General features: G+C 43.7%; 21 protein-coding genes. 5 read left to right on the top strand and 16 right to left on the bottom strand.

What is annotated here, in order from left to right:
• Position 1: 1 nt before the first annotated feature.
• The 12 genes from mazF to ICN11_RS04180 all read right to left on the bottom strand — a co-directional run bounded on the left by mazF (position 2) and on the right by ICN11_RS04180 (position 11482).
• A complete protein-coding gene (mazF, locus tag ICN11_RS04235; protein WP_216229310.1) occupies positions 2-343 on the bottom strand; it encodes an endoribonuclease MazF in 342 nt (113 codons plus the stop codon).
• Complete coding sequence (locus ICN11_RS04230; protein WP_216229309.1) at positions 343-585, bottom strand: PbsX family transcriptional regulator; 243 nt, start codon at positions 583-585, stop codon at positions 343-345. Before ICN11_RS04230 ends, mazF begins: the two co-directional genes overlap by 1 nt.
• A gap of 113 nt (positions 586-698) precedes the next feature.
• On the bottom strand, positions 699-3593 hold the full coding sequence (fdhF, locus tag ICN11_RS04225; protein WP_216229308.1) for a formate dehydrogenase subunit alpha: 2895 nt from the start codon (positions 3591-3593) through the stop codon (positions 699-701).
• Positions 3594-3630: 37 nt separating this feature from the next.
• Positions 3631-5433, bottom strand: coding sequence for an NAD(P)H-dependent oxidoreductase subunit E (locus ICN11_RS04220; RefSeq protein WP_216229307.1), 1803 nt, complete (start codon positions 5431-5433; stop codon positions 3631-3633).
• A 201-nt stretch (positions 5434-5634) separates the two neighbouring features.
• Positions 5635-5859 (bottom strand): hypothetical protein, encoded by a 225-nt coding sequence (locus tag ICN11_RS04215; protein WP_216229306.1) that lies wholly within the window; start codon positions 5857-5859, stop codon positions 5635-5637.
• A gap of 9 nt (positions 5860-5868) precedes the next feature.
• Positions 5869-8280: a DUF748 domain-containing protein gene (locus ICN11_RS04210; RefSeq protein WP_216229305.1), complete on the bottom strand. Its 2412-nt coding sequence runs from the start codon at positions 8278-8280 to the stop codon at positions 5869-5871.
• Between the two features lie 12 nt (positions 8281-8292).
• Positions 8293-8640: a winged helix DNA-binding protein gene (locus tag ICN11_RS04205; RefSeq protein WP_216229304.1), complete on the bottom strand. Its 348-nt coding sequence runs from the start codon at positions 8638-8640 to the stop codon at positions 8293-8295.
• Positions 8637-8990 (bottom strand): DUF6516 family protein, encoded by a 354-nt coding sequence (locus ICN11_RS04200; protein ID WP_216229303.1) that lies wholly within the window; start codon positions 8988-8990, stop codon positions 8637-8639. The genes ICN11_RS04205 and ICN11_RS04200 overlap by 4 nt, the downstream gene beginning before the upstream one ends.
• Before the next feature lie 80 nt (positions 8991-9070).
• Positions 9071-9373 carry a YciI family protein gene (locus ICN11_RS04195; RefSeq protein WP_216229302.1) on the bottom strand — a complete coding sequence of 101 codons (303 nt, stop codon included), beginning with the start codon at positions 9371-9373 and terminating at the stop codon, positions 9071-9073.
• A gap of 96 nt (positions 9374-9469) precedes the next feature.
• A complete protein-coding gene (locus ICN11_RS04190; RefSeq protein ID WP_216229301.1) occupies positions 9470-10042 on the bottom strand; it encodes a phasin family protein in 573 nt (190 codons plus the stop codon).
• A 420-nt stretch (positions 10043-10462) separates the two neighbouring features.
• A complete protein-coding gene (locus ICN11_RS04185) occupies positions 10463-10930 on the bottom strand; it encodes a hypothetical protein (RefSeq protein ID WP_216229300.1) in 468 nt (155 codons plus the stop codon).
• A gap of 24 nt (positions 10931-10954) precedes the next feature.
• Positions 10955-11482, bottom strand: coding sequence for a hypothetical protein (locus ICN11_RS04180; RefSeq protein ID WP_216229299.1), 528 nt, complete (start codon positions 11480-11482; stop codon positions 10955-10957).
• 343 nt (positions 11483-11825) lie between these two features.
• On the opposite strand from ICN11_RS04180, the gene ICN11_RS04175 reads away from it, so the two are divergent.
• From ICN11_RS04175 to ICN11_RS04165, 3 genes are read left to right on the top strand one after another with little or no spacing between them, the layout of a single operon-like run.
• Positions 11826-12878 carry a DNA cytosine methyltransferase gene (locus ICN11_RS04175; protein ID WP_216229298.1) on the top strand — a complete coding sequence of 351 codons (1053 nt, stop codon included), beginning with the start codon at positions 11826-11828 and terminating at the stop codon, positions 12876-12878.
• Positions 12879-12886: 8 nt separating this feature from the next.
• Positions 12887-14563 (top strand): TIGR02391 family protein, encoded by a 1677-nt coding sequence (locus tag ICN11_RS04170; RefSeq protein ID WP_216229297.1) that lies wholly within the window; start codon positions 12887-12889, stop codon positions 14561-14563.
• A 24-nt stretch (positions 14564-14587) separates the two neighbouring features.
• Positions 14588-15058, top strand: a complete 471-nt coding sequence (locus ICN11_RS04165) for a hypothetical protein (protein WP_216229296.1) — start codon at positions 14588-14590, stop codon at positions 15056-15058.
• A 50-nt stretch (positions 15059-15108) separates the two neighbouring features.
• Here ICN11_RS04165 and ICN11_RS10705 read toward each other — a convergent pair whose 3' ends face one another.
• On the bottom strand, positions 15109-15486 hold the full coding sequence (locus tag ICN11_RS10705) for an HNH endonuclease (protein ID WP_370623594.1): 378 nt from the start codon (positions 15484-15486) through the stop codon (positions 15109-15111).
• Positions 15487-15959: 473 nt separating this feature from the next.
• On the opposite strand from ICN11_RS10705, the gene ICN11_RS04155 reads away from it, so the two are divergent.
• Positions 15960-16499 carry a hypothetical protein gene (locus ICN11_RS04155; RefSeq protein ID WP_216229294.1) on the top strand — a complete coding sequence of 180 codons (540 nt, stop codon included), beginning with the start codon at positions 15960-15962 and terminating at the stop codon, positions 16497-16499.
• A 25-nt stretch (positions 16500-16524) separates the two neighbouring features.
• Positions 16525-17811 carry a hypothetical protein gene (locus ICN11_RS04150; RefSeq protein ID WP_216229293.1) on the top strand — a complete coding sequence of 429 codons (1287 nt, stop codon included), beginning with the start codon at positions 16525-16527 and terminating at the stop codon, positions 17809-17811.
• A 196-nt stretch (positions 17812-18007) separates the two neighbouring features.
• On the opposite strand, the gene ICN11_RS04145 is transcribed toward ICN11_RS04150, so the two are convergent.
• From ICN11_RS04145 to ICN11_RS04135, 3 genes are read right to left on the bottom strand one after another with little or no spacing between them, the layout of a single operon-like run.
• Positions 18008-20872: a type I restriction endonuclease subunit R gene (locus ICN11_RS04145; protein WP_216229292.1), complete on the bottom strand. Its 2865-nt coding sequence runs from the start codon at positions 20870-20872 to the stop codon at positions 18008-18010.
• Position 20873: 1 nt separating this feature from the next.
• The gene (locus ICN11_RS04140; protein WP_216229291.1) at positions 20874-22160 is read right to left on the bottom strand and encodes a restriction endonuclease subunit S; all 1287 of its coding nucleotides are present in this window, start codon (positions 22158-22160) and stop codon (positions 20874-20876) included.
• Complete coding sequence (locus ICN11_RS04135; RefSeq protein WP_216229290.1) at positions 22123-23706, bottom strand: type I restriction-modification system subunit M; 1584 nt, start codon at positions 23704-23706, stop codon at positions 22123-22125. The genes ICN11_RS04140 and ICN11_RS04135 overlap by 38 nt, the downstream gene beginning before the upstream one ends.
• Positions 23707-23829: the final 123 nt, after the last annotated feature.

Below are 23829 nucleotides of genomic sequence, written 5' to 3'. Positions count from 1 at the left end.
TTTACGTTATTGAAAGAAGTGCTTTAGCTTTACTTCGCACCTCAGTCAGGGCAAAAGTGCTGACTGCACCCTTATATTTCGCTTTTCGAATTTTCCAGTCTAGGGATTTAACTTGATCAGAAAGAATCGCGGATTGAATGCCATCAATTTCCACCAGAACTTCAAATGGATAGCCCTTAATTTTTGTAGTCAAGGGGCAACAAATCATCAAATTTGTTTTTTTGTTATACGCCTCTGGCGTTAAAACCACGGCGGGACGTCGCCCCGCTTGCTCATGCCCAGCTTGAGGATCAAACTCTAACCAAACAATATCCCCTGCATTTGGAATATAAGTCTTAGCCATCAGAGTAATTCTTTACCTACGGGCACACCAAAATCATTTTCATGATGAATATTTTTCGCAGTTATCCCAGCAAGCAATTCATCGAGCTGGTATTCCTTCTGAACAATCGGCTCAATAACGATTCGACCTCTCTGTACCTTAACCGAAACAATCTGATCAATATTCAAGTGGGCAGACTTCATGACAGCAGTATTTAGACGCAACGCAGGACTGTTGCCCCACTTTTTAATAATAGTTTGCATAGATGCCCTCTTTGTTTCAAATGTATCTACATTGTATCTACACTTGTGCAGATGGTCAAACCTCAACATAAAAACCCCACCTTAAAGGTGGGGTTTGGTTGAAGCGCCATCCTTTACGAAACCGATGTAACTTTCTGCCTCTTAGGATCATTGGTGCCGTAACCCATTACTGGGGCAGCTTGACCGCCTTTAGCAAGCTTGACGGCGCAGTACTTAAACTCTGGAATCTTGCCAAACGGATCTAGGGCAGAGTTGGTGATTAAGTTAGCTGCAGCTTCATAGTAGGCAAACGGAATAAAGATTACGCCACGCGGAGTGCCGTCATCTCTACGTACGTGGATGCCTACCTCACCACGACGTGATTGAACCGTAATAACATCACCAGCAGAAACACCTAACTGGGTCATGTCTTCGCCATTCATGGAGACAGTCGCCATCGGCTCAATTGCATCCAAGACAGTTGCACGGCGAGTCATACTGCCGGTGTGCCAATGTTCTAACTGACGACCCGTAATCAATACAAATGGATACTCTGCATCTGGACGCTCATTCGCAGGAATGATATCGGCAGGCACCAACTTCACCCTGCCATCTGTCGTAGCAAATTTGTCATCAAATACGATTGGACGACCTGGGTCTTCTGCAGACAAGCATGGGTATGTCACGCTAGATTCTTTTTCTAGACGCGCCCAAGTGATGCCGTTAATGGCTGCATGCATTGCTTGACGCATCTCGTCATATACCTCTGCAACACCATCATCCGGGCCTTGGTAGTTCCAATTGAGGCCCATGCGATTCGCAATTTGCTGAATGATCCACAGATCAGGCTTGGCATCTCCCGGAGGATTAATCGCCTTCTTACCCATCTGCACCATACGATCGGTATTGCTCGCAGTACCGACTTTCTCTGGCCATGCGCTTGCTGGCAATACTACGTCAGCCAAGAGCGCAGTCTCAGTCATGAAGATATCCTGGACAACCAAGAGATCCAAGGACGCCAAAGCGTGACGTGCATGATTCAAATCAGGGTCGCTCATCGCAGGGTTCTCACCCTCGACGTACATACCGCGAATCTTGTCTGGATCACTATCCGGCGCAGTGATCTTGTGCATGATCTCTACTACGGTGTAGCCAGGTTTCTTATCTAATGGGGTATCCCAGAACTTCTCAAACCAGGCATGCGCTTCTGGATTATCAACACGTTGATAGTTCGGGAACATCATCGGAATCAATCCTGCATCACTAGCACCTTGAACGTTATTTTGTCCGCGCAGTGGATGCAAGCCAGAGCCAGGCTTACCAATTTGACCGGTGATACTGACCAAGGCAATTAAGCAACGGGCATTATCGGTACCGTGAACGTGTTGGCTCACACCCATACCCCACAAAATCATTGCTGACTTTGTAGTAGCAAACTCACGCGCTACTTCACGCAAAGTCTCTGCTGGAATACCGCAGAGTGGCGCCATTGCTTCAGGGCTATAGCCTTTGATATTTTCTTTAAGCGCTTCAAAATTATTTGAGCGGTTCTTGATGAAGTCTTTATCAACTAAACCCTCCTCAATGATCGTATAGATCATGGCATTGAGCATCGCCACATCAGTGTCTGGCTTGAACTGCATCGTGCGCCAAGCATGTTTACTGATCTCGGTTTTGCGTGGGTCGCAGAGAACAATTTTTGCACCGCGTTTAGCGGCATTCTTAAACCAAGTGGCGGCTACTGGATGATTTGCGGTTGGGTTAGATCCAATCAACATGATCAAGCTGGAATGCTCAACATCGTTCACTTGATTACTTACAGCACCAGAACCAACACCCTCTAACAACGCAGCAACTGATGATGCATGGCAAAGACGGGTGCAATGATCAACGTTATTGCTACCAAAACCTGTACGAACAAGTTTTTGGAATAAGTAAGCCTCTTCGTTGCTTCCCTTGGCGGAGCCAAAACCAGCTAAGACCTTATTGCCGTATTGATCTTTGAGCTTTTTGAGGCCGCCACCGGCGACTTCAAGCGCCTCTTCCCAAGTTGCCTCACGGAAGATGTCAGACCAATCTTGCTTGCCTTCTAGCAAGGCCTCATCTTTCGCCACGCCAGCCTTACGAATCAGTGGCTTAGTTAAGCGCTGTGGATTATGGATATAGTCCATACCAAAGCGGCCTTTAACGCAAAGACGATTATGGTTGGCTGGGCCATCACGGCCTTCAACACTAACAATCTTTTCATCTTTTACGTTGTAAGTAATTTGGCAACCGACACCGCAGAAAGGACATACTGAATCCACTTTGCGGTCTACGGTTTGTGAACCAATTAAACCCTTAGGCATTAATGCGCCGGTTGGGCAAGCCTGAACACACTCACCACAAGCAACGCAAGTACTGTCGCCCATTGGATCATTCAGATCAAATACGATCTCGCTATGAGCGCCACGCATAGCGTAGCCGATCACATCATTCACCTGCTCTTCACGGCAAGCACGTACACAACGATTACATTGAATACACGCATCTAAGTTCACCGCCATTGCTGGATGAGAAATGTCATTGCTGACTTTGTCACGGCGTAATGCTTTGAGCTCTGGTCGAACTGTCACATCCATGCGTGCTGCCCAGGTGCTTAATTCGCCATGTTGATTTTTTTGCTCTTCTTCCTTGCTGTCTCCTACCCACTTAAAGCCCTCGTCCGGCATGTCTGATAACAACATCTCCAACACGAGCTTTTGACTCTTTAATGCACGTTCGCTATTCGCCTTGACATCCATTCCTGGAGTCGCGCTACGGCAGCAGCTTGGCGCCAATGTACGTTCGCCGTTAATCTCCACAACGCAAGCGCGGCAGTTACCGTCAGGACGATAACCATCTTTGAAACACAGATGCGGAATATCAATACCGTGGCGTTTAGCAGCTTTGAGAATGGTCTCACCTTCGTAAGACACGATGGTTTGCCCGTCTAACTTGAACTCAACGGTTTGCAATTCAAGTTCTTTAGGATTTACTGGTGCGTTCATATTTGTCTCGTTTTTCCCTTAGTTTTTTTGCTGCTGATTAAGCAACCTCTTCTGGGAAATATTTAGCAATACAGCGAATGGGGTTTGGTGCAGCTTGACCTAGACCGCAGATAGAAGCATCCACCATCACAGTTGCTAGATCTTCTAGAGTGTCTTTATCCCAAGATTTGGACTGCATCAGCTTGGCGGCCTTGCTGGTACCCACACGACATGGCGTGCATTGGCCGCAGCTCTCATGCTCAAAGAAGTGCATGACATTGAGTGCCATATCGCGCGCTTTGTCTTTATCTCCAAACACCATGACTGCAGCAGAACCAATGAAGCAACCATAAGGTTGCAAAGTATCAAAGTCGAGCGGAATGTCATTCATCGTCGCTGGCAAGATGCCACCGGATGCGCCACCAGGTAGGTAGCCATAGAACTTGTGGCCATCTTGCATGCCACCGCAGTACTCATCAATTAATTCCTGGATAGTGATACCAGCTGGAGCTAATTTAACACCAGGATTCTTAACTCGGCCACTAACGCTGTAGCTACGCAAGCCTTTACGATCATGGCGACCAAAAGAGCTAAACCACTCTGGACCACGCTGAACAATATCGCGCACCCAGTAAAGGGTTTCAAAGTTGTGCTCTAGTGTTGGGCGACCAAACAATCCTACTTGAGCAATGTATGGCGGACGCATACGCGGTTCACCGCGCTTACCTTCGATACTTTCAATCATGGCAGACTCTTCACCACAAATGTAAGCACCAGCACCACGACGCAACTCGATCGATGGCAATTTAAATGGGGGATTTGCTTTGAGCTTAGCTAATTCCGCTTCTAGCAATTCACGGCAACCATGGTACTCATCGCGCAAGTAAATGTAGCAAGCATCAATACCTACGACACTAGCTGCAATCAACAAACCTTCTAAGAAGCGATGTGGATCACGCTCTAAATAGGTACGGTCTTTGAAAGTACCCGGCTCACCTTCGTCAATGTTCACGGCCATCAACTTGGGAGCAACTTGATCCTTCACAATGCGCCACTTGCGCCCTGCTGGGAAGCCTGCGCCACCAAGGCCACGAAGGCCAGAGTTTTCCATAGCCTTGATGATGCTTTCAGCATCTTTCTTACCTTCAGAAATTTCTTTGGCTAAGGCATAACCACCTTGAGCACGATAAGACTCGTAACCCACATAATCTGGAGACAGCGCTTGATTTTCGCCTTGAGGAGATACACCTTTTTCAGCCAAGGCTGCAGGATCAAAATTGGCACTGTCCTTGGCCATGGGCTGAGTAGTCAGATTATTTTTGACAGCAGCACTCACCTTGTCGGTAGTCGCAAACAGAACTGGGTACTGATGTACCACCGCTACTGGAGCTTGCTCACAACGACCTACGCAGGGTGCGGCTACAACTTTTACGTTTGGATTGCCTAAGATGGCTGGCAACTTTGACAAGAGGTTTTGCGCGCCCGCTAATTCACAGGCGATGCCATCACATACTCGTACGGTGATATCCGCGACAGGATCATTACCACGCACCACTTCGAAGTGATGGTAGAAAGTAGCTACCTCATAGACTTCAGCCATCGGCAAATTCATTTCTTTTGCGAGGGCAACTAAATGACGATCATGCAAAGCACGGTATTCATCATTGAGCTTGTGTAAATTTTCAATCAGTAAATCACGACGATGAGGAACGGCACCAATTAACTGGCGAACCTCTGCCAATGACACATCATCTGCTTGACGTCCTTTGAGCTTGCTCTTGCGACGAATGGTTTCCCTTAAATCATCCGCAGTTGCCACAGCAACAGCCTTGATCTCTCCGGAGGGTTTTGGGTGATTCATAGTATTTGTCTCTAATTTCTAGTCGCAATAATGATGCTGTTTTTATGTATTGAATGCTTTGCTTAAGAATGTCCGAAACAGCGAGAAATGATTTGCCTCGCTATATATAGGAAATTCCCAAAATCACAATCGATTTTGGGTTATTTCTGCACTCAAGTCCTTGACGGAGCTCAAGTGAATTTATCAAGGGTAAACCCTAGATTAAATTACGGATGGGGATGGCTTATCGCCTGGTGGAAGAGAGTAATCCAACTTGCGCTCATAAACGCGTGCCTTGAAGCAGTCGTTATAGCCTTTACTGCCGATTTGCCAACCAATGGAAGTGCAATCATCCTGGGCTGCTGACTCTATGGAGCCACATCCAGTCAGACTAATGGCAGCAATCGACGCAAGAATGGCTAGGGGGCGCAATGTAGATGAATTCATACCTCAAGTCTACTTGATTCTGACTTCAACTTCGAGAGGAACGCCCTCCTTCCCTGCGCCAACCGCTTTGACTTCACCCAAACTAATTCGATCATTTAGTCCAGGGTTGCTTTTCACCATGAAGTTCTGCGCTAACTTGGCCCGATTTTTGGCCAAGGTCCTCAGATCTTCTTCCGTCACCGGAATGCTGGCAATGAGCTCTGCATGAAGCTGTTCATTGCGTGCCGCACCTTCAGGCAAAGTAATTAAGCGCTGACCCAATTTTATTCTGCCGACATATTGAGCGTAGGCCGACTTCAAGCCAGATTGAACCTTCGTATCAGATAAATCTGGCGCAGGAATAGGCTCGCTAGGGGGGGTGTTGATTCCAGCCGCCATCAGAATTGCGAGATCTGCAGTTGCACGCGCTAAAGCCGTTTTATCCGCATCAGGGTCATAAGTTCCCGCGAGCTCTAAAGTCGCATTCGGTTTTTTGGCTAAGAAGTCGCCAAACTTCTCTAAGCGATCCTGGTCAGGAGGCAGATAGACCGCCTCACCCAATACTGCATTTACCCCATCATTGGCACCCATTCCCAGAAGCGCACCCAATGCCCTAAATGGCGCAGTGGCGACATTAGTCAGGACGTTACTGATTGCCTGCCATACCAAACCACTTGCACTGAATTCTGGAGAATCTACATTGCCAGCAATATTGATCGTGACATCAATCGTGTCGTCAGAATCTTCGAGCAAAGCAATCGCTAAACCCAATGGTAATTTTTTACCTTGAAAATCAGCCACCTCTTCCCCAAGCTGAATCTTCTTGATAACGATTTGATTGCCACCCTTTAGCTCGCCGTCCTTGGCGCTGTAATGCAGATTTAAATTAACTCGGCCGCTAGCAATTTGATAACCAGCAAATGTCATGACCGCTGGGTTAAATGCATTAAGCGGAATATTTTTAAAGTTCAATGTTACGTCGTTATTACGACGTGGGTCATCGAATGCAATCTGACCCTTACCTCGGATTGACCCGGATTCCGCCAGAACCCCATCTAAAGTCATCACTGATAAATGACCTGGAAGGTTACTGACATTCGCAAAGGTGGCATTGAAGTTTCTTAATTTGACCTTGAAATTCGGCTTCATAGCCAGATCAGCAAATTGCATTTCGCCTTCGCGCAGTTTCAAGGCCTTGATATCCAGAACAAAAGTGGATTTATCTTTTACTGCTGTCGATAACTTCTCCACATCAGAAGCCTCTACGCTTGGCTTTGAAAATAAACGGCGGAAATTAGAAAATCCTTTGTCATCAATTTCAAACTGGAGGGCCGGTTGATGAACAGATATTTCATTAGCAATGAGGCTCGATCCAGACTGCTTTGAGCTCCGATAGATAAATTGATTCAGATCCCCCGACTTCCACTTCATGAGGGATTGTTTTTGCCCTTGCTCAAGCAAGTCTAGATCCAGCAAATGCAGATCTCCAGATATAGTCAGATCATCACCTTTCAAACCGATATCTACAGCGGATTGAATGACCCCGCCTTTAGCTTGCAACTCTTTATTCGCAGGAAGTAATCCGACGAAAGGTGCAATCGAAAGATTTTCTACTTGGACATTACCCGCGATGGATTTATCAGACTTCAAATCCCAATGGGAGCTGATGCGTCCATCATCAATCTCTAGGTCAAGATTAGCGCCTATGACATCTGGCGCAGGATTATCTAAGGCGCCCTTAATGACAATACGTTTAAAGGCAATCCTCTTATTTGGGCCTGGCAAAGTAAAGCTTAGAGCGCCTAAATTCAATCCGTACTGACCGCGAACGCCATTCACATCACCTCGCTTATCGTAGTTTGCAATATCGAGCAACTCGATGGAAAGTGGCTTCAGCTGTTCATTCAATTTTTTGCTGGGGTCTGATATCTCCAAAGCGGCATTTGAAATCTTGAATTCATCCACTGAAATCTTGATACTCTTTTTGGGTGCAGCTGGATCAGTTGGCGGCAAATTGCGCGCTATCGCAGCAATCAATTCTTGCCAATTCCATTGGCCTAAATCACCTTTGGTGGCACGTTTTTCAAGCAATACACTGGGAGCATCAAAAAGAATCTCATCGAATCCCAGTTCACCAATCATGAGACGGGACCACTTCAGCATTGCTACGGATTTCTTTAGCTCAAGTAACTTTCCCTGTCGTCCGTCAGTTAATTTCAAGCCATCAATCTCAATCCGCAAGCGCAAAGGAGAAATGCTGAGATCTTGATAGGAGATCTGATAACCAATCTTTATTCCATAAGCCTCTACTGCATTCTTGATGGCGCCAGGAACCCAAAGGTGGGCCGCACCCCAAAATAATGAGATCAAAGCAACGAATGTCACAAGGATCCGAACCAGCCAAAGCTGGAGTAATGCAGCCCTAGACAAGATAGATTGCATCAACTTAAGCTCCTAGACAAAAATTTCGTACCTATCTGCGCAGACAATTGGACGCAAAGCCCTTGCATGCTTTTGCATCTTTACTATCCCATAATTGGACATTGTCTTGAGGGTTCGGGATAGATTGCCCTGCTTTCGCCCAGTTAATTCGGCTAACTCTGAGATGGAAATCGGCTTTGATTCACGAATGACGTTGAGTAGTGCACGATTTTCGTCACTTAAAACTTGAGCCAAAGAGCGCATAGAGGTAAACCATATTTTGGGATCGCTCGGGAGAGCCTGTAGCTGACCCTTAGCTATCATCAGAACACGTTGACGCATTTGTTGCTGTGACGCAATTCCTATCTTAATAACTTTCATTTATCCCTCGCCAAACTCAACACCCTATCGACATCCTCAAAAAAATCTTTTAGCAACTGGTAGGCATCCTTAAATTGGTAACTTATTCCAAGATCTGTCGCGCATCGATGCTTATGATCATATGGAAGCTTACGATTTACATAGCCAGAGGTTTTTGTTGAATGCGCATTGTCATAACCCAGAATTCGAACCCCTCGAGGGTTGTGTAAAGTTAAGGAATATCGAATTCCATGAGGAATGGACATAGTTACATCCACCTCCCATGCCTCAATTTTTACCCAATAACCATTCTCCTGATCCAAGATCTGTTCATGTAGATCTAATAAGACATTCTTACCCGGTGATTTCATTACCTTAATATATCAACTAATGATATAACAAAAGTAACAACCCCACTAGTAATTGGGGTGATTGCCCTTCCCGCTATTATTTACAAAGGCGGGAATCCCACCTTTTGCGTCCATCCATTATTGAATGCATGAATCACTGGCTTTTCATAAACGCCTGCCTTGGTAAACGGTTCATCTGCTAGCCAAGCCTCAACATCTGCCTTGCTTGGGAAATCCATCACCAGCAAGCTACCCACCGTAGTCTTACCATCCTCTGATGTTAATGGGCCAGCAAACGCCATCTTGTCTGCGAGCTTACCCAAATAGGCGCGATGCTCTGGTCGTACTTGAATACGGAGGTCTGCAGTACCGGGGCGATCCATTAAAAGGATTGCAAAGATCATGATTTCTCCTGTTGAGCTCTAAACCTAGATCTTACGGCAAGCAGAAAAAGAAAAACCGCCCGTAGGCGGTTTCTCGTGTAAAGCTATTAAAACGAATTAAGCAGCTTTACGGCTTTTTGCAGCTGGCTTAGCTACAGCGTATTGGCCTTGAATGTTAGCCAATGCAGCGTCAACACTTTTCTCAAAGTTTGCGAAAGCGTCAGTTGCTGAAGCGCGAACTTGGTCAAACTGTTGGAGTGAAGTTTCGAATGCAGTTTTGAATGCAGATACAAATGCCTCAGAACCAGCAGGAGCTGTCTTAGTAGCTTCTTTAACAAACTTAACCATGTCAGCACGTGCGTCATCAATAGAAGCCTCAACTACTTGAGCAACTTCTTTGTTACCGTTACGTACAACTTTGTTTACTTTAGCTTGGTAAGCAGCAGCGTACTTAGCAGCTTCTTGAGCTGTTTCTGGCTGAGCCAATTTTGCCAACTGTTGTGCATCTTTAATTGCCAACAATTGTGCGCTTGTATCTTGAGCAACAACTAAAGCATCTTTAGCAGCAGCTTGGTTGATTTCAGCTAATTCTTTTGCACTTTCAACAGCTACTTGAGCCAAGTACTTAGCGTTTTCAACAGCTTTAGCTTGAGCTTGTGAGATTTGGTCGTTTAATTGATTCTGGAACATGATTTTTTCCTAACTTTTTAAATTGATAAAATTTATTGCGATGCACCATTGTAAAAAGTTTTTTGTTGCACTGCAAGAATTATTTGCGGCAACGCAACAAAAAGTCCAAAAACCCCTTTATTTGATTAAAAACAGAGGGTTGAGGGCCTAAATAATTTGGTGCCTGGGGTCAATTTAGGGAAAAAATCAGGCAAAAACAATGAAAAAACCACCCGAAGGTGGTTTCAAACTACTGGCGGTGGGTGCAGTCACCGCTCACATTATCTCTGCATCACACCCTGCTAACAGGGAAATTAACAGGGTATTTTGGTAAAAATGGGCCTCATTTTTCCAAAAATAGACGGCCAACCCCCTAAATATATAGCCATCTGACCAAATCCACGATTTTGGAACAGGGAATAACAGGGAATTGTCGTGAGGCTAAAAAGATTTAGAAAGCTCAGTATCCCTGCCATAGCTTAGCGTACAGACTGTCAATTCATTCAAAGAATCAGCTGCCTGAACTTGAGAAATTACTCGAAATGATGGCCCAAAATACTCGTAAAAAGACCAATTGGCTTTGGGATCCCAATATTCAGCAACCAGATTATCAATTGACCCCTCCACCTTAAGTCGAGAATTTATTTCATGCACAATTCCAAATGGTGCTCGGTGAAAAACTTCCATTTCCACCTCATAAATCAAGGAAGAATTTACTCCCTGTCCATACATAAATCTAGTTGCCCATGCGGCAGAATCAGCGGCAAATAGACAGAGTGATCTTGATGGCTTAATAATGGGGCGGCCTTTTTCAAGCGCTGTCACAACATCGGGATAGTAGCTAGTGAGGTTTAAGGCCCTGTACTCCTTAAACTCCAGCGCCACCCTAGAGCCATGAAATAGACGCATCACTCCCCACCCTTAAAAGCCCAATCATGCATGGAACTGAAATCCCCTGGACTCAGCATACGTAATAAACAAGTCAACACCCCGATCGGAGTCCAACCCTTCAAAACAACGAATTGTCTGACCATAGCCAGACGGAACTTCCCATATTGAGTGGTCGTAAAGAAGACCAGACCCCCATTTCGAGAGAATTCGGCCACCTCCCAAGATTTTGCCGACATGCATAAATTTATCGCCATCAAAATAAAAAATAAAATCATTAGCAGCAACTGACTCGGGTGAAGTCTCCAAAATAAGATTTTGACTCAACAAGAAATAAATAAAATCTGCGCCAGCAAAAGTATTGCCAAGTCCATGGCTAGCGACGCCAACATAAGTGGGGTCATCAATCAATCCAAATGAGTGCACCGCACATGTATAAGTGTCAACAGGGATTTCACTGTCGACAATGTTGATGGTATGCCCAAATTCAGTTCTTAGCACCTCAATTTGATGAGAATGCTGACTCAATGGCATAGCTTCGGTCATCTGTTCCAGCTGCAAACGAAGGGTCACGGTAGTTTAAATTACCTCAACATAACAATTATTTAATGCATCACGGAATTCAAAGCCAACCTTCCATAATACTTATTATAAATATAAGATTAAATCTATTTTTTAGTTTCAATAAATTACCCCTCAATGTTGAAGAATGTCATATTTATGATTATTAGTAAAATAGTAAAGCTAAATTTCAGAGCATCGGAAGCCCCTTAAAACTTAAACCTCAAATTAGTCTAATCTAGGAATACAAGAACTTCTGATGCTGTTCGAATATATTTTTGAAATATTATTAATAATTTAAGGCAATTTCCCACTAAGAGGATATAAACTCCTCGGTAGCAAGGAGAAATTTTGAATGGCAAAACGCAGCACCGCAATAAAACTAAACGCAATCGACTTATTTTCGGGATGCGGAGGGCTTTCTCAGGGAATGCATGATGCAGGCTTTCAAACTAAAGTTGCGATTGAACTTGAACCAATCGCAGCAAGAGCATATAAGCTTAATCACCCAAACACCCATGTAATTCAAAAAGATATTCGAGATATAGGCGCCAAAGAAATAAAAAAACTTTTGGGAAATGAGCCACTGCATTTGCTTGCTGGTTGCCCTCCCTGCCAAGGCTTTTCTTCAGTAAGAAGATTAAATAAAAAACAAAACGTTAAGGATGACAGAAATAATCTAGTTTTAGAATACTTTCGAATGGTGGAGATATTAAAACCCATCACCATCATGATGGAAAATGTCCCGGCTTTAAAAGACTACTATCTCTTCAAGGAGATTGTTAAAAAGCTAAAACTTCTTGGCTATCACATAGAAATAGAAATTCTAGATGTAAAAGAATATGGCGTACCACAAAGACGACGTAGGCTTGTTATGTTAGGTTCATTACTTGGCGCAATCGCTATGCCAACACCAGAAACCAAAAAAATAACTGTCCGTGATGCAATTTTTAGCCTCTTACCGCCAGAACTGGCGACGGACCCATTGCAAAAAATAGTAGCAAAACATACCGAAGGCGTTACTAGAAGAATAAAGTTAACCCCCAAAAATGGCGGGAGCTGGAAGGACTTGCCCAAGGAGTACGTCTTAAATTGTCACAAAAAAGATGGTGTTGGATTTAACGATGTATATGGACGACTGCGCTGGGATGATTATTCAACGACAATAACGGGGGGCTGCCTTAATCCATCGAAGGGAAGGTTTCTCCATCCAGAACAAAATAGAGTCATTACTCCTAGAGAAGCTGCACTTCTCCAATCCTTTCCAAAAACTTATAAATTTCCTATAGATATACCCAAGCACTCCCTTGCCCTGCTTATAGGAAATGCACTTCCCCCCAAATTTAGCTATTTCCAATCAAAAAATATCGCATCCCATATCAAAAGTTATCAACTTCATTCCCAATAAGAGACCAAATGAGTGACTCCACCCTCAGGATGAGCTTTGACCCCAATACCATTGAACATTTGGGGATAAAAATGTATTCGCAAATACCTAATGCGATTGCAGAATTAATCGCCAATGCCTACGATGCAGACGCCAGCACGGTTCAGATCAAACTCCATGATGACGATCTAGAAAAAAGTATCGAGGTTATCGACGATGGCATGGGAATGGATTTTGATGAAATTAATCAAAAATTTTTACGAATTGGCAGAAATCGTCGAAAAGACAATGAAAATTTAACCTCTAAAGGGCGAAAAGCTACTGGAAAAAAAGGGCTTGGTAAATTAGCTTTATTTGGCATCGGAGACTTAATTGAAGTCTCAACTACCAAAGAAAATTCAGGGGATAAAATTAAATTCACATTGGACTGGGATGAGTTAAAGAATACACATAACGCAGAATACAGCCCTCATTTTGAGAGGCAGCAATCAAATAAAGCGGAAAAGGGCACCACTATTGCCTTAAAAAAGCTCAGAAGAGAAAGTGCTTTTGAAAAAGAAAATCTAGCCATTAGCCTATCCAAGTTATTTAATTTCTTTAGTAGCGAATTTAGGTGCTTTATTAGTCACAATGATGACGAACCAATAGAAATTAGCAACACACTAAGATTCAAAAACATTGATGCGCAATTTACGTGGGATTTCCCCAGTTTCTCCGACATAGTAGATCCTGAGTATGCATATAAAACCGAAATAGCAGGTGAAATAATTTCTACCGAAAAACCCCTCAGACCCGGCCTAAGGGGCATTACTCTGTTTGCCAATGGCCGCCTTGTTAATGCGGCTGAATTTTTTGGCATCCCTGAGTCTAGCCACGTATTTTCCTACCTTACCGGGTGGCTCAATATTGATTTCATTGATAACCTTGATGAAGATGCCATTTCAACAAATAGGCAATCTTTGAATTGGGACCTTCCTGTTGCGTCCAGGTTACATAGTTTTTTATCTGCAGCAGTTAGAAAAGTAATTGCAGAGTGGAGAATAAAAAGAAATGAGGCCAATAGAAAAACTGTTGAAACCACTACAAACATCAACACGGAAAAATGGTACAGCACGCTCCCAGACCAAATTAAATCGGATGTACAAGTTATTGTAGATAGCATGATTACAGAATCGGAAGCGCCCACCGAATCTCAAGCAAACATCATTAGAATGGTGCACAAATTAGTGCCAGAATATCCGCAGTACCACTGGCGACACTTACATACTGACGTTCAAGATGCATCTAAAGATGATTATAAAAATCAAGATTACTACAGGGCATTCATAGAGGCCGTTAAGAGATATATTACTATTACCCGCGCAAACTCTCAATCTACCCAACCCAACGACTCTACATTTATGGGTAATGCGTTTGGAGAAAATAAACCTCTCAGCGTTACAAAAAAATATCGAAAACCAAATGGATCAAATTTCAGCGACGCAACAATAACTGCAATTGAGGAGGGTCAAAAATTTTTATCCATGGGAATTATTATGGGCGCCCGCAACCCAATTTCCCACGAGGAAATCGTAGACCTAAGAGATTCAAACCTATTTAACGAAAAAGATTGCTTGGATGCATTAAGCATTCTTTCTCACTTGTTTAGAAGGTTGGAAGATGCTATCGAAGCTTCAGACGGCACACAAAATTCAACAAACCCTTAGACGTAAACCACATTAAATTCAAAGATGCCTCCTTCCTCGCATATTAATCGACTAGCTGGAGAATTATTTTGTACATTCGCTCGCGCAGAATATGCATTAAAAGCAGCTGGATACAATAAGGGTGATGGACCAGCGCAAGCAGATTGGTCAAAATTCGCCATTGCTATTGAAGAACTAATTGCTAATATAGAAGACCCCAAACTATCCACTGCAATTAACTTTTTGCTTAACTCGCCGCCGAAGAAGCAAATAATCAAAGATGGAATTATTCAATGGGAAGTCTCAACCCCCGCACACAATTCCAAAGCGGAAAATCTTTTGGTTTACATTCGTCGAATACGCAATAACCTATTTCATGGGGGTAAATTCAATGGTCATTGGTTTGATCCAGAAAGATCTAGGCTATTACTAGATCATTGCATTACCGTACTTGAGGCTTGCATAAACTCAGAACCTTTGGTCTATCAAGCATATCGAGGAAGTCTACCGCTCTAGCAACTCATTGATTAGCCGTCAGATTCCAGAACAAAAAAGTGGATTGGAACTTACTCTAGCTTTAAACGGGAAAGTCTTTGATAAAGCCTTTCAATTAAATTCGCTGAATCCAGCCCATAATGGAGCTCTCGATGGCAGTTTGGGCATACCGCCACGGTATTTGAAACGGTATCAGACCCGCCATCAGTTAACTTTCTAACATGGTGCACCTCAAGATAGGCAAATCCATCCGCCCTACTAAATGGAGCGGCATTTAGACAACATTCACATATGCCAGCAGCCTGCTTTAAAACCCACGCTTTAACCTCTACGCTTCTCCTATATTGAGTAATCATCAACATCACTGATGGTGGAGTAGATACACCGCCAGGAATGGGCAAGCCTAAGTTACCCATTTTTTCTAACATTAGCATTTCATCGGACGACACTGGAGTCCCCTGACGCCCCTCAATTTCAAAAATCAAGTTTTCAATTTCAGTTGCAATTTTACGACCCCAAAAATTCCAGCGCCGTATCATTCGACTCTATTACTTTTGCCAACCAATTAGCATCATAGCGAACCTGATCCATTTTGCTAGAAATACGCCGCACTCTTAACTTACCATTAGCCCCCTTTTGAACACTTGTCTGAAGTGCTGGACCCTCGTGACCACGTAAAACATGCGGCCGTTTTTTACGGTAATTCTCAACGCATACAATCGTCTATAGGCGGACACTTGGATACTTATTCAAAAGCACGCAATGCCCTGCGGCAGTTCTTCGGTATATTGAAGTTGCTATACTGACAAGCAATATTCCAAGAGACTGACAATCATGGGGTTAAGGCAAAAAATCCAGCGTCACCAATATCAATTGTTATATGAACCTTTGCGCCCGTATAAACGCTGTTAATCGTTGAAAGATGATTGAGTCCCACTACTGGCGCACCGAGTTGAGAAGCGACCTCGCTTGGCTGAAGAACCACCGGGTGTATCGGAGGTGGTCGGAGAAGCAGCAAGTCCTTTTCGAACGAAAGTTGATGCTTGTTGCCTTTCAGGTTCGCTCACTTCTGGAGCGTCCCAAGGTCAACGATCAAGTACGCAGCAGTAGCATGTCGGTCTTGCGTTACAAGAAAATCAGCGACCACCCGTTTACAGTCATGGGTTCAGGTTGCCTTCATGAGCGGTTTAATATGGAGCATCCCGAACCTATAACCCTCTCGGCGCTTGAAATTTGCAATCAACTCATCCACTACTACTGGATGCAGACTTTGTCGGAAGGGCGTGCATTTGTTTCGATGCTTGTATTTTCAGATTACCAGCGTCATAAGTGGGCCTACCAAATGCAGATCGAAGACCTTTTGGAGTTATTTTATATGTTTGGTAATGATTCTTCTGCTATTAAAGGCATAAAATTGCAATGGGATGAGAAAAAGCAAGACTACTTTGTCACGAGCTCCTAGTGACTAGGATGACTCAACTGCTAACATGTTGAACATACCCCCACAAGATTTAACCAATGCTTTACCAAGCCTCAAATTTGATGATGAGGAGCGGCGACCCATTCGGGTATTTCTCGACAGCGCCGATTATTCAATACTTTCTGATGAAAAATGCTGCACCCCGCAATTGGACGAATTGAGGGAGCGGCTAATTAGATGGGCTGATTCGGGTGCTGTCGAATTTTGGTATTCCGGGACTCTTCTGAGCGAAATGGCGCCATTAGAGAATCAGGGTATTGACGCCTCGGTAAGAAGATCTGAGTTATTGGTTAGGTTATGTAAGACACAGGCTCTGATCTCTTTTGACCGCATCCTTCAGATGGAGCTGCAAAATTTAAGTCTTCGCGTACCAGAAACTGCCTCGCTGGTCGTTTACTCTTATTCCGGCGATTGGTTTCCAGAAATGACGGGTGTCATTTCACCAGCGTCTTGGCTCGAAGGTATTCGAGAGCTTGATGTGGCCGCAAAGCAGCATGGCCTTAATCGAGAGACAAGAAGAAAACTCAAAAAACAGTTTTTCAAGAATGGGCAGCCGACGAATGCCATGAACGAGATACTCGCAAAGCAGGAAATTGCCTTGGCCGAAATTCTTCAGCAGTATCCGATGCGAGAACAAGATGCTCTAGTTCTCGGGAAGTACGTGACAGGGAAAGCTACTCGCGCCCAAGCTCAAGAAGCATTTCTAGCTAGCTTGCGTGATCCGAGTTGGATGATTCGATGGTTTTACAATCATTCCGACAAATTATCGCCCTTCACTGACTGGGTTCGAGGCTCCTCTGACAGCATGCTTGAAGTGATTCAGCAAACCTCCAAAAATATTTCAATCCTTAAAGGAGAGGTTGAAAAATTAAGGGAGTCCGGATCTGAGTTAAATATATCCCCGCTGTTTCCTGCTATAGATACGTTATGGTGGTTAAACCAGCAGGATGAATTGGTCGTTGCCCTTGCAAAGCGGCTTGCATCCCAGCCATCCAACATTTCTCTACAAGGTCATACATCGGCAGATGTGGATAGACTGGCTCCGGGGTTTGCAACCTGTATTAGGGTGCTCCATTCCTCAACTTGGAATTCAATCGGTCAATCTACTCGGCAGCCAAAGAAAAGTGATTGGGCGGATAGTCTTCACGCGATGTACGCCCCTTATGTCGATATATTTCGTACTGATTCGTACATGGCGCCGATTGTCAAAGAGAAAGTTAATAAATACGGAACTGCCGTCGTTGCTAAGATTGAGAATTTGGCGGAGCAAATTGAAACGCGACTGAATGGTTAATTGGCCATTAATCTAAACAAGGTATCTCGACTAATTTGTATGCCTCCGGGGCTATTTAAAAGCATTCTATTTACAACAAAGCCGCACCAATTACTTTGATAATTTTTATCAGATCTTGCTTTGCCAATTTACCACTAAATAATCTTAGTGGCTGGCAGTCATGTACTTTGCAGAGCCCTTGGGGTGTCCAGCTTGATCATCCCATGCCCTCTATAAAGGTATCTATAAACTTGGCAATTGCATCCCCGACTCTATTAAGGGTTGATTTGCGCTCTAAAATTTTCGGCTTCTGCTCCAGCACCTCAATTAACTCCTCAGACCTTGGGGCTTGATTTGTAAATTCATAACTCTCTAGCAGGGCTTGAAGTTTCTTTCCATCAATCTTCTCGGACTGACATAACGCATCAAAGGCTGCTTTCTTCTTCTTGGCCCAAAACACATCAAACTCTTCCGCAACTCCATCAGGAGATAGGCCACTAAGACTTTCCTCAATAAATTGCTCAATAAGGGCCCTCTTAGAGCGCAATTGAATCTCGCCAGACAAGTAGTCATCAATCTGCTTTTTGATTCCCTCGCCCTTTTTGCCCTTGCCACCATTTTTTAACCATTCGGTTAACAACAGGATGATGTACGCAACATTAATTTGATCACGATGAATCAGGACAATTTCAAAGTCCACGTCATTCAGAATGGAATCTTTCTCTTTGGCATTCTCATGCTTGACGCGGTCGTAGATATCCAGGTACTTGGACTTGTAATCTTCAAATTTTTGCTCAGAAAGCGCCAGATCGCCCTCTTGATAGTCGGTAAAGGTGGTGAGCACGTTCTTCAGTTTAAGTAGCTCTCTAAAACGGGTCACAAACTCAAGCTGAGCTTTTTCATCGGGCAGGTCATCCACCGAGGATACGGATGGCGTTAACTGGAGAAGGAGCTCAACTGCCTGGTTGTATTTTTCAACATAATTCTCATAGGGCTCTAGCAGAACTGTTTCTTTAGCGTCCTTATTAGAGAACAAGGTAATCGCCTCATCCGTCTTTGCCTTGAGATTTCGAAAGCAAACGATGTTGCCTTGAGATTTCTTTTCATTAAGGATGCGGTTGGTACGCGAGAACGCCTGAATCAAACCGTGATACTTCAGATTCTTGTCTACATACAAGGTATTAAGTAACTTGCTATCAAAGCCCGTTAGGAACATATTGACCACCAACAGAATGTCAATCTTGCCCTCTTTGGTGCGCTTGGCAATATCCTTGTAGTAGTTGTAATAGTCCTGGCTATCTTTAGTCGAGAACTTCGTGCCAAACATCTCGTTGTAGTCATTAATGTACTGATCTAACTTATCACGGCTATAGGCAGTCTTTTCGGGCTCTACCCCATCCTCTTCGGGAATGGCTCCTGTGCCATCGGCCTCTGGATTGGCTTCATTTTGTTGATAGCTAAAGATGGTGGCTATTTTTAAATCTGATCCAGTCTCAGCAATCTTCTTCTTAAATAAGTCGTAATACCTGATAAGTGAGCTAACGCTATCCACGCAGAACATGGCCGTAAAGTCGGGATGCTTAGTCTTTTGACGATGATGCTCAATGATGTAGTCAGTGATCTTACTGAGACGGTCATCGGCCTCCATCAGCTCCTTGGTATCAATCGATTCCACATCGATATCCAAGTGACTGCCAGACTCCTTTTTCTTATAGCGCCCCACATACTCCACCGAGAAGCGCAACACGTTCTCATCGCGAATCGCATCGACAATCAGGTATTTATGCAAACAAGTGCCGAACAGGTCGGCAGTCGTCTGTTTGCGACCACCCTGAGTGGAGGCGTTCTCCTCCAGAATCGGCGTTCCGGTAAAGCCAAACATTTGGCAGTGATTAAAGAACTGCTTGATATTTTTATGATTCTCACCAAATTGACTACGGTGGCACTCATCAAAGATGAAGATGATCCGCTTATCCTTTAGGCCATCCATCTTGATGGAGTGCCTATCACGAGTGATAGCGTTATTGAGCTTCTGGATGGTGGTTAAAACAATCTTTGAGCTTGGGTCATTGAGCTTTTTAACTAATTCAGAAGTATTGGGAGCGCTATCAACTGAGCCTTCCTCAAAATGGTTGAACTCCCTCTCGGTTTGATAGTCCAGGTCTTTTCTATCCACGACAAAGATGACCTTATCCACCTCGGGCAGTTCTGAGACAATTTGACTGGTTTTAAAAGAGGTTAGCGTCTTGCCTGAGCCCGTGGTGTGCCAAATGTAGGCATTGGACTTACTGGTTTTAACTTTCTCTAGCAAGGCTTCAACTGCATAGTATTGATAAGGACGCATGACCAGCATCAACTTATCCACGGTCAGTACCATATAGCGAGAAATCATCTTTGCGATATGGCAAGGCTTTAAGAATTCAGCACTGAATTCATGTAAGTCTGAGATGCGCTTGTTTTCTTTAGTTGACCAGAAGAAGGTCTGCTTAAAGGTGAACTCTTTAATGCTCTTATTGTTAGAGAAATACTTAGTATTGACTCCATTGCTAATGACAAAGAGCTGGACATACTGAAACAAGCCATAGCCTGCATCATAAGATTCATGCTTATATCGAATGATCTGGTCAAAGGCGACCTTGAGATCCATCCCGCGACGTTTTAGCTCAATCTGCACTAAGGGCAAGCCATTAATCAGGATCGTGACGTCATAGCGATTCTTGCGCTTACCCTCTACAGATACTTGATTGGTGACCTGGAACTCGTTTTGACACCAGTCAACATGGTTTAGAAAAGTGATCCAAATAACATCGCCGTTATCACGCTTTAAGGCAAACTTATCTCGAAGAATTTGAGAGCGATCAAAGACGTTGCCGGTATTGAGCTTATTGAGGATTTGCTCATATTCCTTATCGCTAAATCGCAGGCTGGGAATGTGGTGAGTGTTCTCGTTATGGATTTCAAGCTGACGCTTTAGATTAGCCAGCATGGCAGATTCATCGAGAATCTCGACACGGGTGTACTCCATTGACTGCAGTTGCTTGATGAGCGCCTCTTCTAGCGCGGCTTCAGATTGAATGACCATATTAGATAAACATCTGTTGTAAGAGGCCCCGCTTGTATTGTTTGGTTAGCTCTAGCTGGGATTGAATGAATTCAATCTTCTTATCAACACCAGACAAAAAAATCGCGATTTTCTCTTGCTCTTCTATTGATGGAATTTGAACCGATATTTTTTCAATCTCTTTTTTGCTTATCTCGAGAAAGGTCGAGCCGCTAGCCTTTTCAAGAAACAGTTTTTTATTATTTGATATCCAGTAGTAAAGGAATTCATTGCTATTCCCAGATTTAGGAATAAAAGATTGAAACCCTTGATTAGTGCAACATTCATTTAATGAAATCGCAACATCCCCAACTGTGGCTCTAGATGAGAATAGAACCACTCCTACAGGCAATAGTTTCGCCGATGAATTTCTAAGTCCTAAATCTGTAATTTTTCTAATGCTTGTTGAAACATATTTTTTCTTTAGCTCGGTAGGCGTAAACCACTGAATGGTTCCACCCCAATAAGTGCTGTTGCTTGTTTCAGGCGTCCCTCCACCTATTATCTGAGCACACTCGGAAAGAGATAACTCTTCCCACTCCGGAAAATCCTTCCCCTCCTTATCCTTACACCGAATTTCTTGGCTAAAGATTTGCTGCATCACTCCTTTTTTGTATTGAACAAGGAGCTCGTGCTTTTTAGTTAGAAGGGAGATTTTTTGGTCGATCTTGGAGAGGAATGAGGCAATTTTTTGCTGCTCATCAATGGATGGGATATGAAGCTGTAATTTAAAGAAGTCACCATTTCGTATATGAACCTGAGTGCTTCCAACCATCATTGTTCGCATCAGCTCTCTATATTTAATAGTATTTGAATACTGGATTAGAAAATCCTCTTCAAGTCCTGGCTTTATCTTGATTCCATACACGCCTTGCGCTAAAAGATATTTAGCTTCTGAACAAATTTTGACTATATAACCAATGCTTGGCCCAGAAGGAACCAAATCTCGCAAAGTAGTAATAAGGTAACTTTCATCAACTACAGACCTTTGATTCCCTAGAAAAAAAGATTCGGTGCAATATGTTGGGTTTGCCTCATCAAGCTGGAGCTTCCCGCCGCTAGATATAGCTTTTTTAGGAATAACCTCAAAGTTACCCTTTAGCAAAAAATCCGATGGACGAAGTGGGGCGCCCCCTTTATGGCCTTCAATGTAATCGCCAAGCGAAATCTTTGCCCAATTATTTAAAGATTTTCCGGATTGCGGTTTAAACCTTAATGTTGGCGTATTCATATCACCTACCACCCATTGCAAACGGCGGCTTAATTCCAAGCTCTTTGCAAAACACTGCTATCTCTTTATCGACACTAGATGACTCTATATCGAGCTCTTTGAGTTGAGCAGACAAAGTATTTAAATCAATTTCTTCTTCAGCCTCAAAACTATCCACATACCTTGGAATATTAAGGTTCCAGTCGTTTTCCTTGATTTCCTCAATAGTGGCTATGGCACTGTATTTATCTTCTGCTTTACGCGCTTTATATGTCTGAACAATTTTGGTAATGTGCTCGAGGCGCATCACATTGGTTGTTTTGACTTTCTCAAAGTGCTTACTGGCATCTATAAACAAGATGTTGTCATTCTTCTTGCGGCACTTACGCATTACTAAGATGCAAGTTGGAATACCAGTGCCGAAGAAAATATTTGATGGCAAACCAATAACCGCATCTAAGCAGTTCATCTTTTCAATGAGGTATTGCCGAATGTGCCCCTCTGCGCCGCCGCGGAATAAAACGCCGTGAGACAAAACAACTGCCATGGTGCCTTCTTCTGATAAGTGGTAAACCATGTGCTGCACGAAGGCCAGGTCAGCTTTGCTGCTTGGGGCTAGCTTGCCGTATGAGCTAAAACGATCATCACTCATGAACATCGGATTGGCAGACCATTGCGTTGAAAATGGTGGATTTGCCACAATCGCATCAAACTTCATTTCTAGATGCTGAGGTTTTTCTAGCGTGTCCTCATTCTTGATATCGAACTTACTAAAGTGCACGTCATGCAAAATCATGTTCATGCGGGCCAAGTTGTAAGTAGTTGGATTTCTTTCTTGACCGTAAATATGACCAACAAACTCTGCTTGCCGCTTTACTCGCAGTAACAACGAACCGGACCCGCAGGTTGGGTCATATACATTTCGCAATTTTGGATTATTCAGTGTTACCAGCTCAGCAAGAAGTTGCGAAACTGGCTGCGGTGTATAGAACTCGCCCGCCTTTTTTCCTGCGCCACTGGCAAACTCACCAATCAGATACTCATAAGCATCACCCAATACATCTGCAGTGGCATCACGTAGCTGGAAGTTGATTTTGTTCAGGTGAACCAATACCTTGGCAATGAGTTCGTTTTTCTCATCCTCAGATTTACCCAGCTTGGCTGAGGTGAGGTCAATATCATCAAAGAGGTGTTCAAACTCTTCAGCACTCTCGGTACCCAGGGTACTTTGTTCAATGTTTTTGAGAACTTTGGTTAGATCACCAAGAATGAAAGTGTTCGAGCCCAGTTCACCATTTCCTTTTTTCGCCAGATGGTCAAACATTTCACTAGGCGCAAGGTAGTAACCTAGCTCTTCTTTGCAGGCCTCTTCGATCGCTTCTAGGTATTCTTTACCTTCAGCGGACTTTTCATCTAATTTCTCGAATGTCAGCCCCTCACCCTTTAATTGGTCATTGGCAAAGTTGGCAATTTTTTCCGATAGGTACTTGTAGAAGATGAATCCGAGGATGTAATCTCGGAAGTCGTCTGCAGACATCTTGCCTCTTAATGTATTGGCAATATTCCATAGCTGTTGCTGTAATTGACGACGCTGCTCTTCTGACATCTATTTCCCTTGATTTTGGGCTTAAAACCCCAGATAACTAAATTATCAAAATACTATTACTAGCGCTGATAGTGATATTTTTTAGTTTAACCGAGTCCCAACCTCTTACTAAACGATGTTAAC

The sequence above is a fragment of the Polynucleobacter sp. 78F-HAINBA genome (assembly GCF_018882325.1).
Classification (GTDB): Bacteria; Pseudomonadota; Gammaproteobacteria; order Burkholderiales; family Burkholderiaceae; genus Polynucleobacter.
This window is presented reverse-complemented; position numbering and strand designations above follow the sequence as displayed.

Excerpts from the sequence above, each read along its gene's own strand:
- mazF (WP_216229310.1), bottom strand. The coding sequence starts at position 343 with ATGGCTAAGACTTATATTCCAAATGCAGGGGATATTGTTTGGTTAGAG.
- ICN11_RS04230 (WP_216229309.1), bottom strand. The coding sequence starts at position 585 with ATGCAAACTATTATTAAAAAGTGGGGCAACAGTCCTGCGTTGCGTCTA.
- fdhF (WP_216229308.1), bottom strand. The coding sequence starts at position 3,593 with ATGAACGCACCAGTAAATCCTAAAGAACTTGAATTGCAAACCGTTGAG.
- ICN11_RS04220 (WP_216229307.1), bottom strand. The coding sequence starts at position 5,433 with ATGAATCACCCAAAACCCTCCGGAGAGATCAAGGCTGTTGCTGTGGCA.
- ICN11_RS04215 (WP_216229306.1), bottom strand. The coding sequence starts at position 5,859 with ATGAATTCATCTACATTGCGCCCCCTAGCCATTCTTGCGTCGATTGCT.
- ICN11_RS04210 (WP_216229305.1), bottom strand. The coding sequence starts at position 8,280 with ATGCAATCTATCTTGTCTAGGGCTGCATTACTCCAGCTTTGGCTGGTT.
- ICN11_RS04205 (WP_216229304.1), bottom strand. The coding sequence starts at position 8,640 with ATGAAAGTTATTAAGATAGGAATTGCGTCACAGCAACAAATGCGTCAA.
- ICN11_RS04200 (WP_216229303.1), bottom strand. The coding sequence starts at position 8,990 with ATGAAATCACCGGGTAAGAATGTCTTATTAGATCTACATGAACAGATC.
- ICN11_RS04195 (WP_216229302.1), bottom strand. The coding sequence starts at position 9,373 with ATGATCTTTGCAATCCTTTTAATGGATCGCCCCGGTACTGCAGACCTC.
- ICN11_RS04190 (WP_216229301.1), bottom strand. The coding sequence starts at position 10,042 with ATGTTCCAGAATCAATTAAACGACCAAATCTCACAAGCTCAAGCTAAA.
- ICN11_RS04185 (WP_216229300.1), bottom strand. The coding sequence starts at position 10,930 with ATGCGTCTATTTCATGGCTCTAGGGTGGCGCTGGAGTTTAAGGAGTAC.
- ICN11_RS04175 (WP_216229298.1), top strand. The coding sequence starts at position 11,826 with ATGGCAAAACGCAGCACCGCAATAAAACTAAACGCAATCGACTTATTT.
- ICN11_RS04170 (WP_216229297.1), top strand. The coding sequence starts at position 12,887 with ATGAGTGACTCCACCCTCAGGATGAGCTTTGACCCCAATACCATTGAA.
- ICN11_RS04165 (WP_216229296.1), top strand. The coding sequence starts at position 14,588 with ATGCCTCCTTCCTCGCATATTAATCGACTAGCTGGAGAATTATTTTGT.
- ICN11_RS04155 (WP_216229294.1), top strand. The coding sequence starts at position 15,960 with ATGATTGAGTCCCACTACTGGCGCACCGAGTTGAGAAGCGACCTCGCT.
- ICN11_RS04150 (WP_216229293.1), top strand. The coding sequence starts at position 16,525 with ATGTTGAACATACCCCCACAAGATTTAACCAATGCTTTACCAAGCCTC.
- ICN11_RS04145 (WP_216229292.1), bottom strand. The coding sequence starts at position 20,872 with ATGGTCATTCAATCTGAAGCCGCGCTAGAAGAGGCGCTCATCAAGCAA.
- ICN11_RS04135 (WP_216229290.1), bottom strand. The coding sequence starts at position 23,706 with ATGTCAGAAGAGCAGCGTCGTCAATTACAGCAACAGCTATGGAATATT.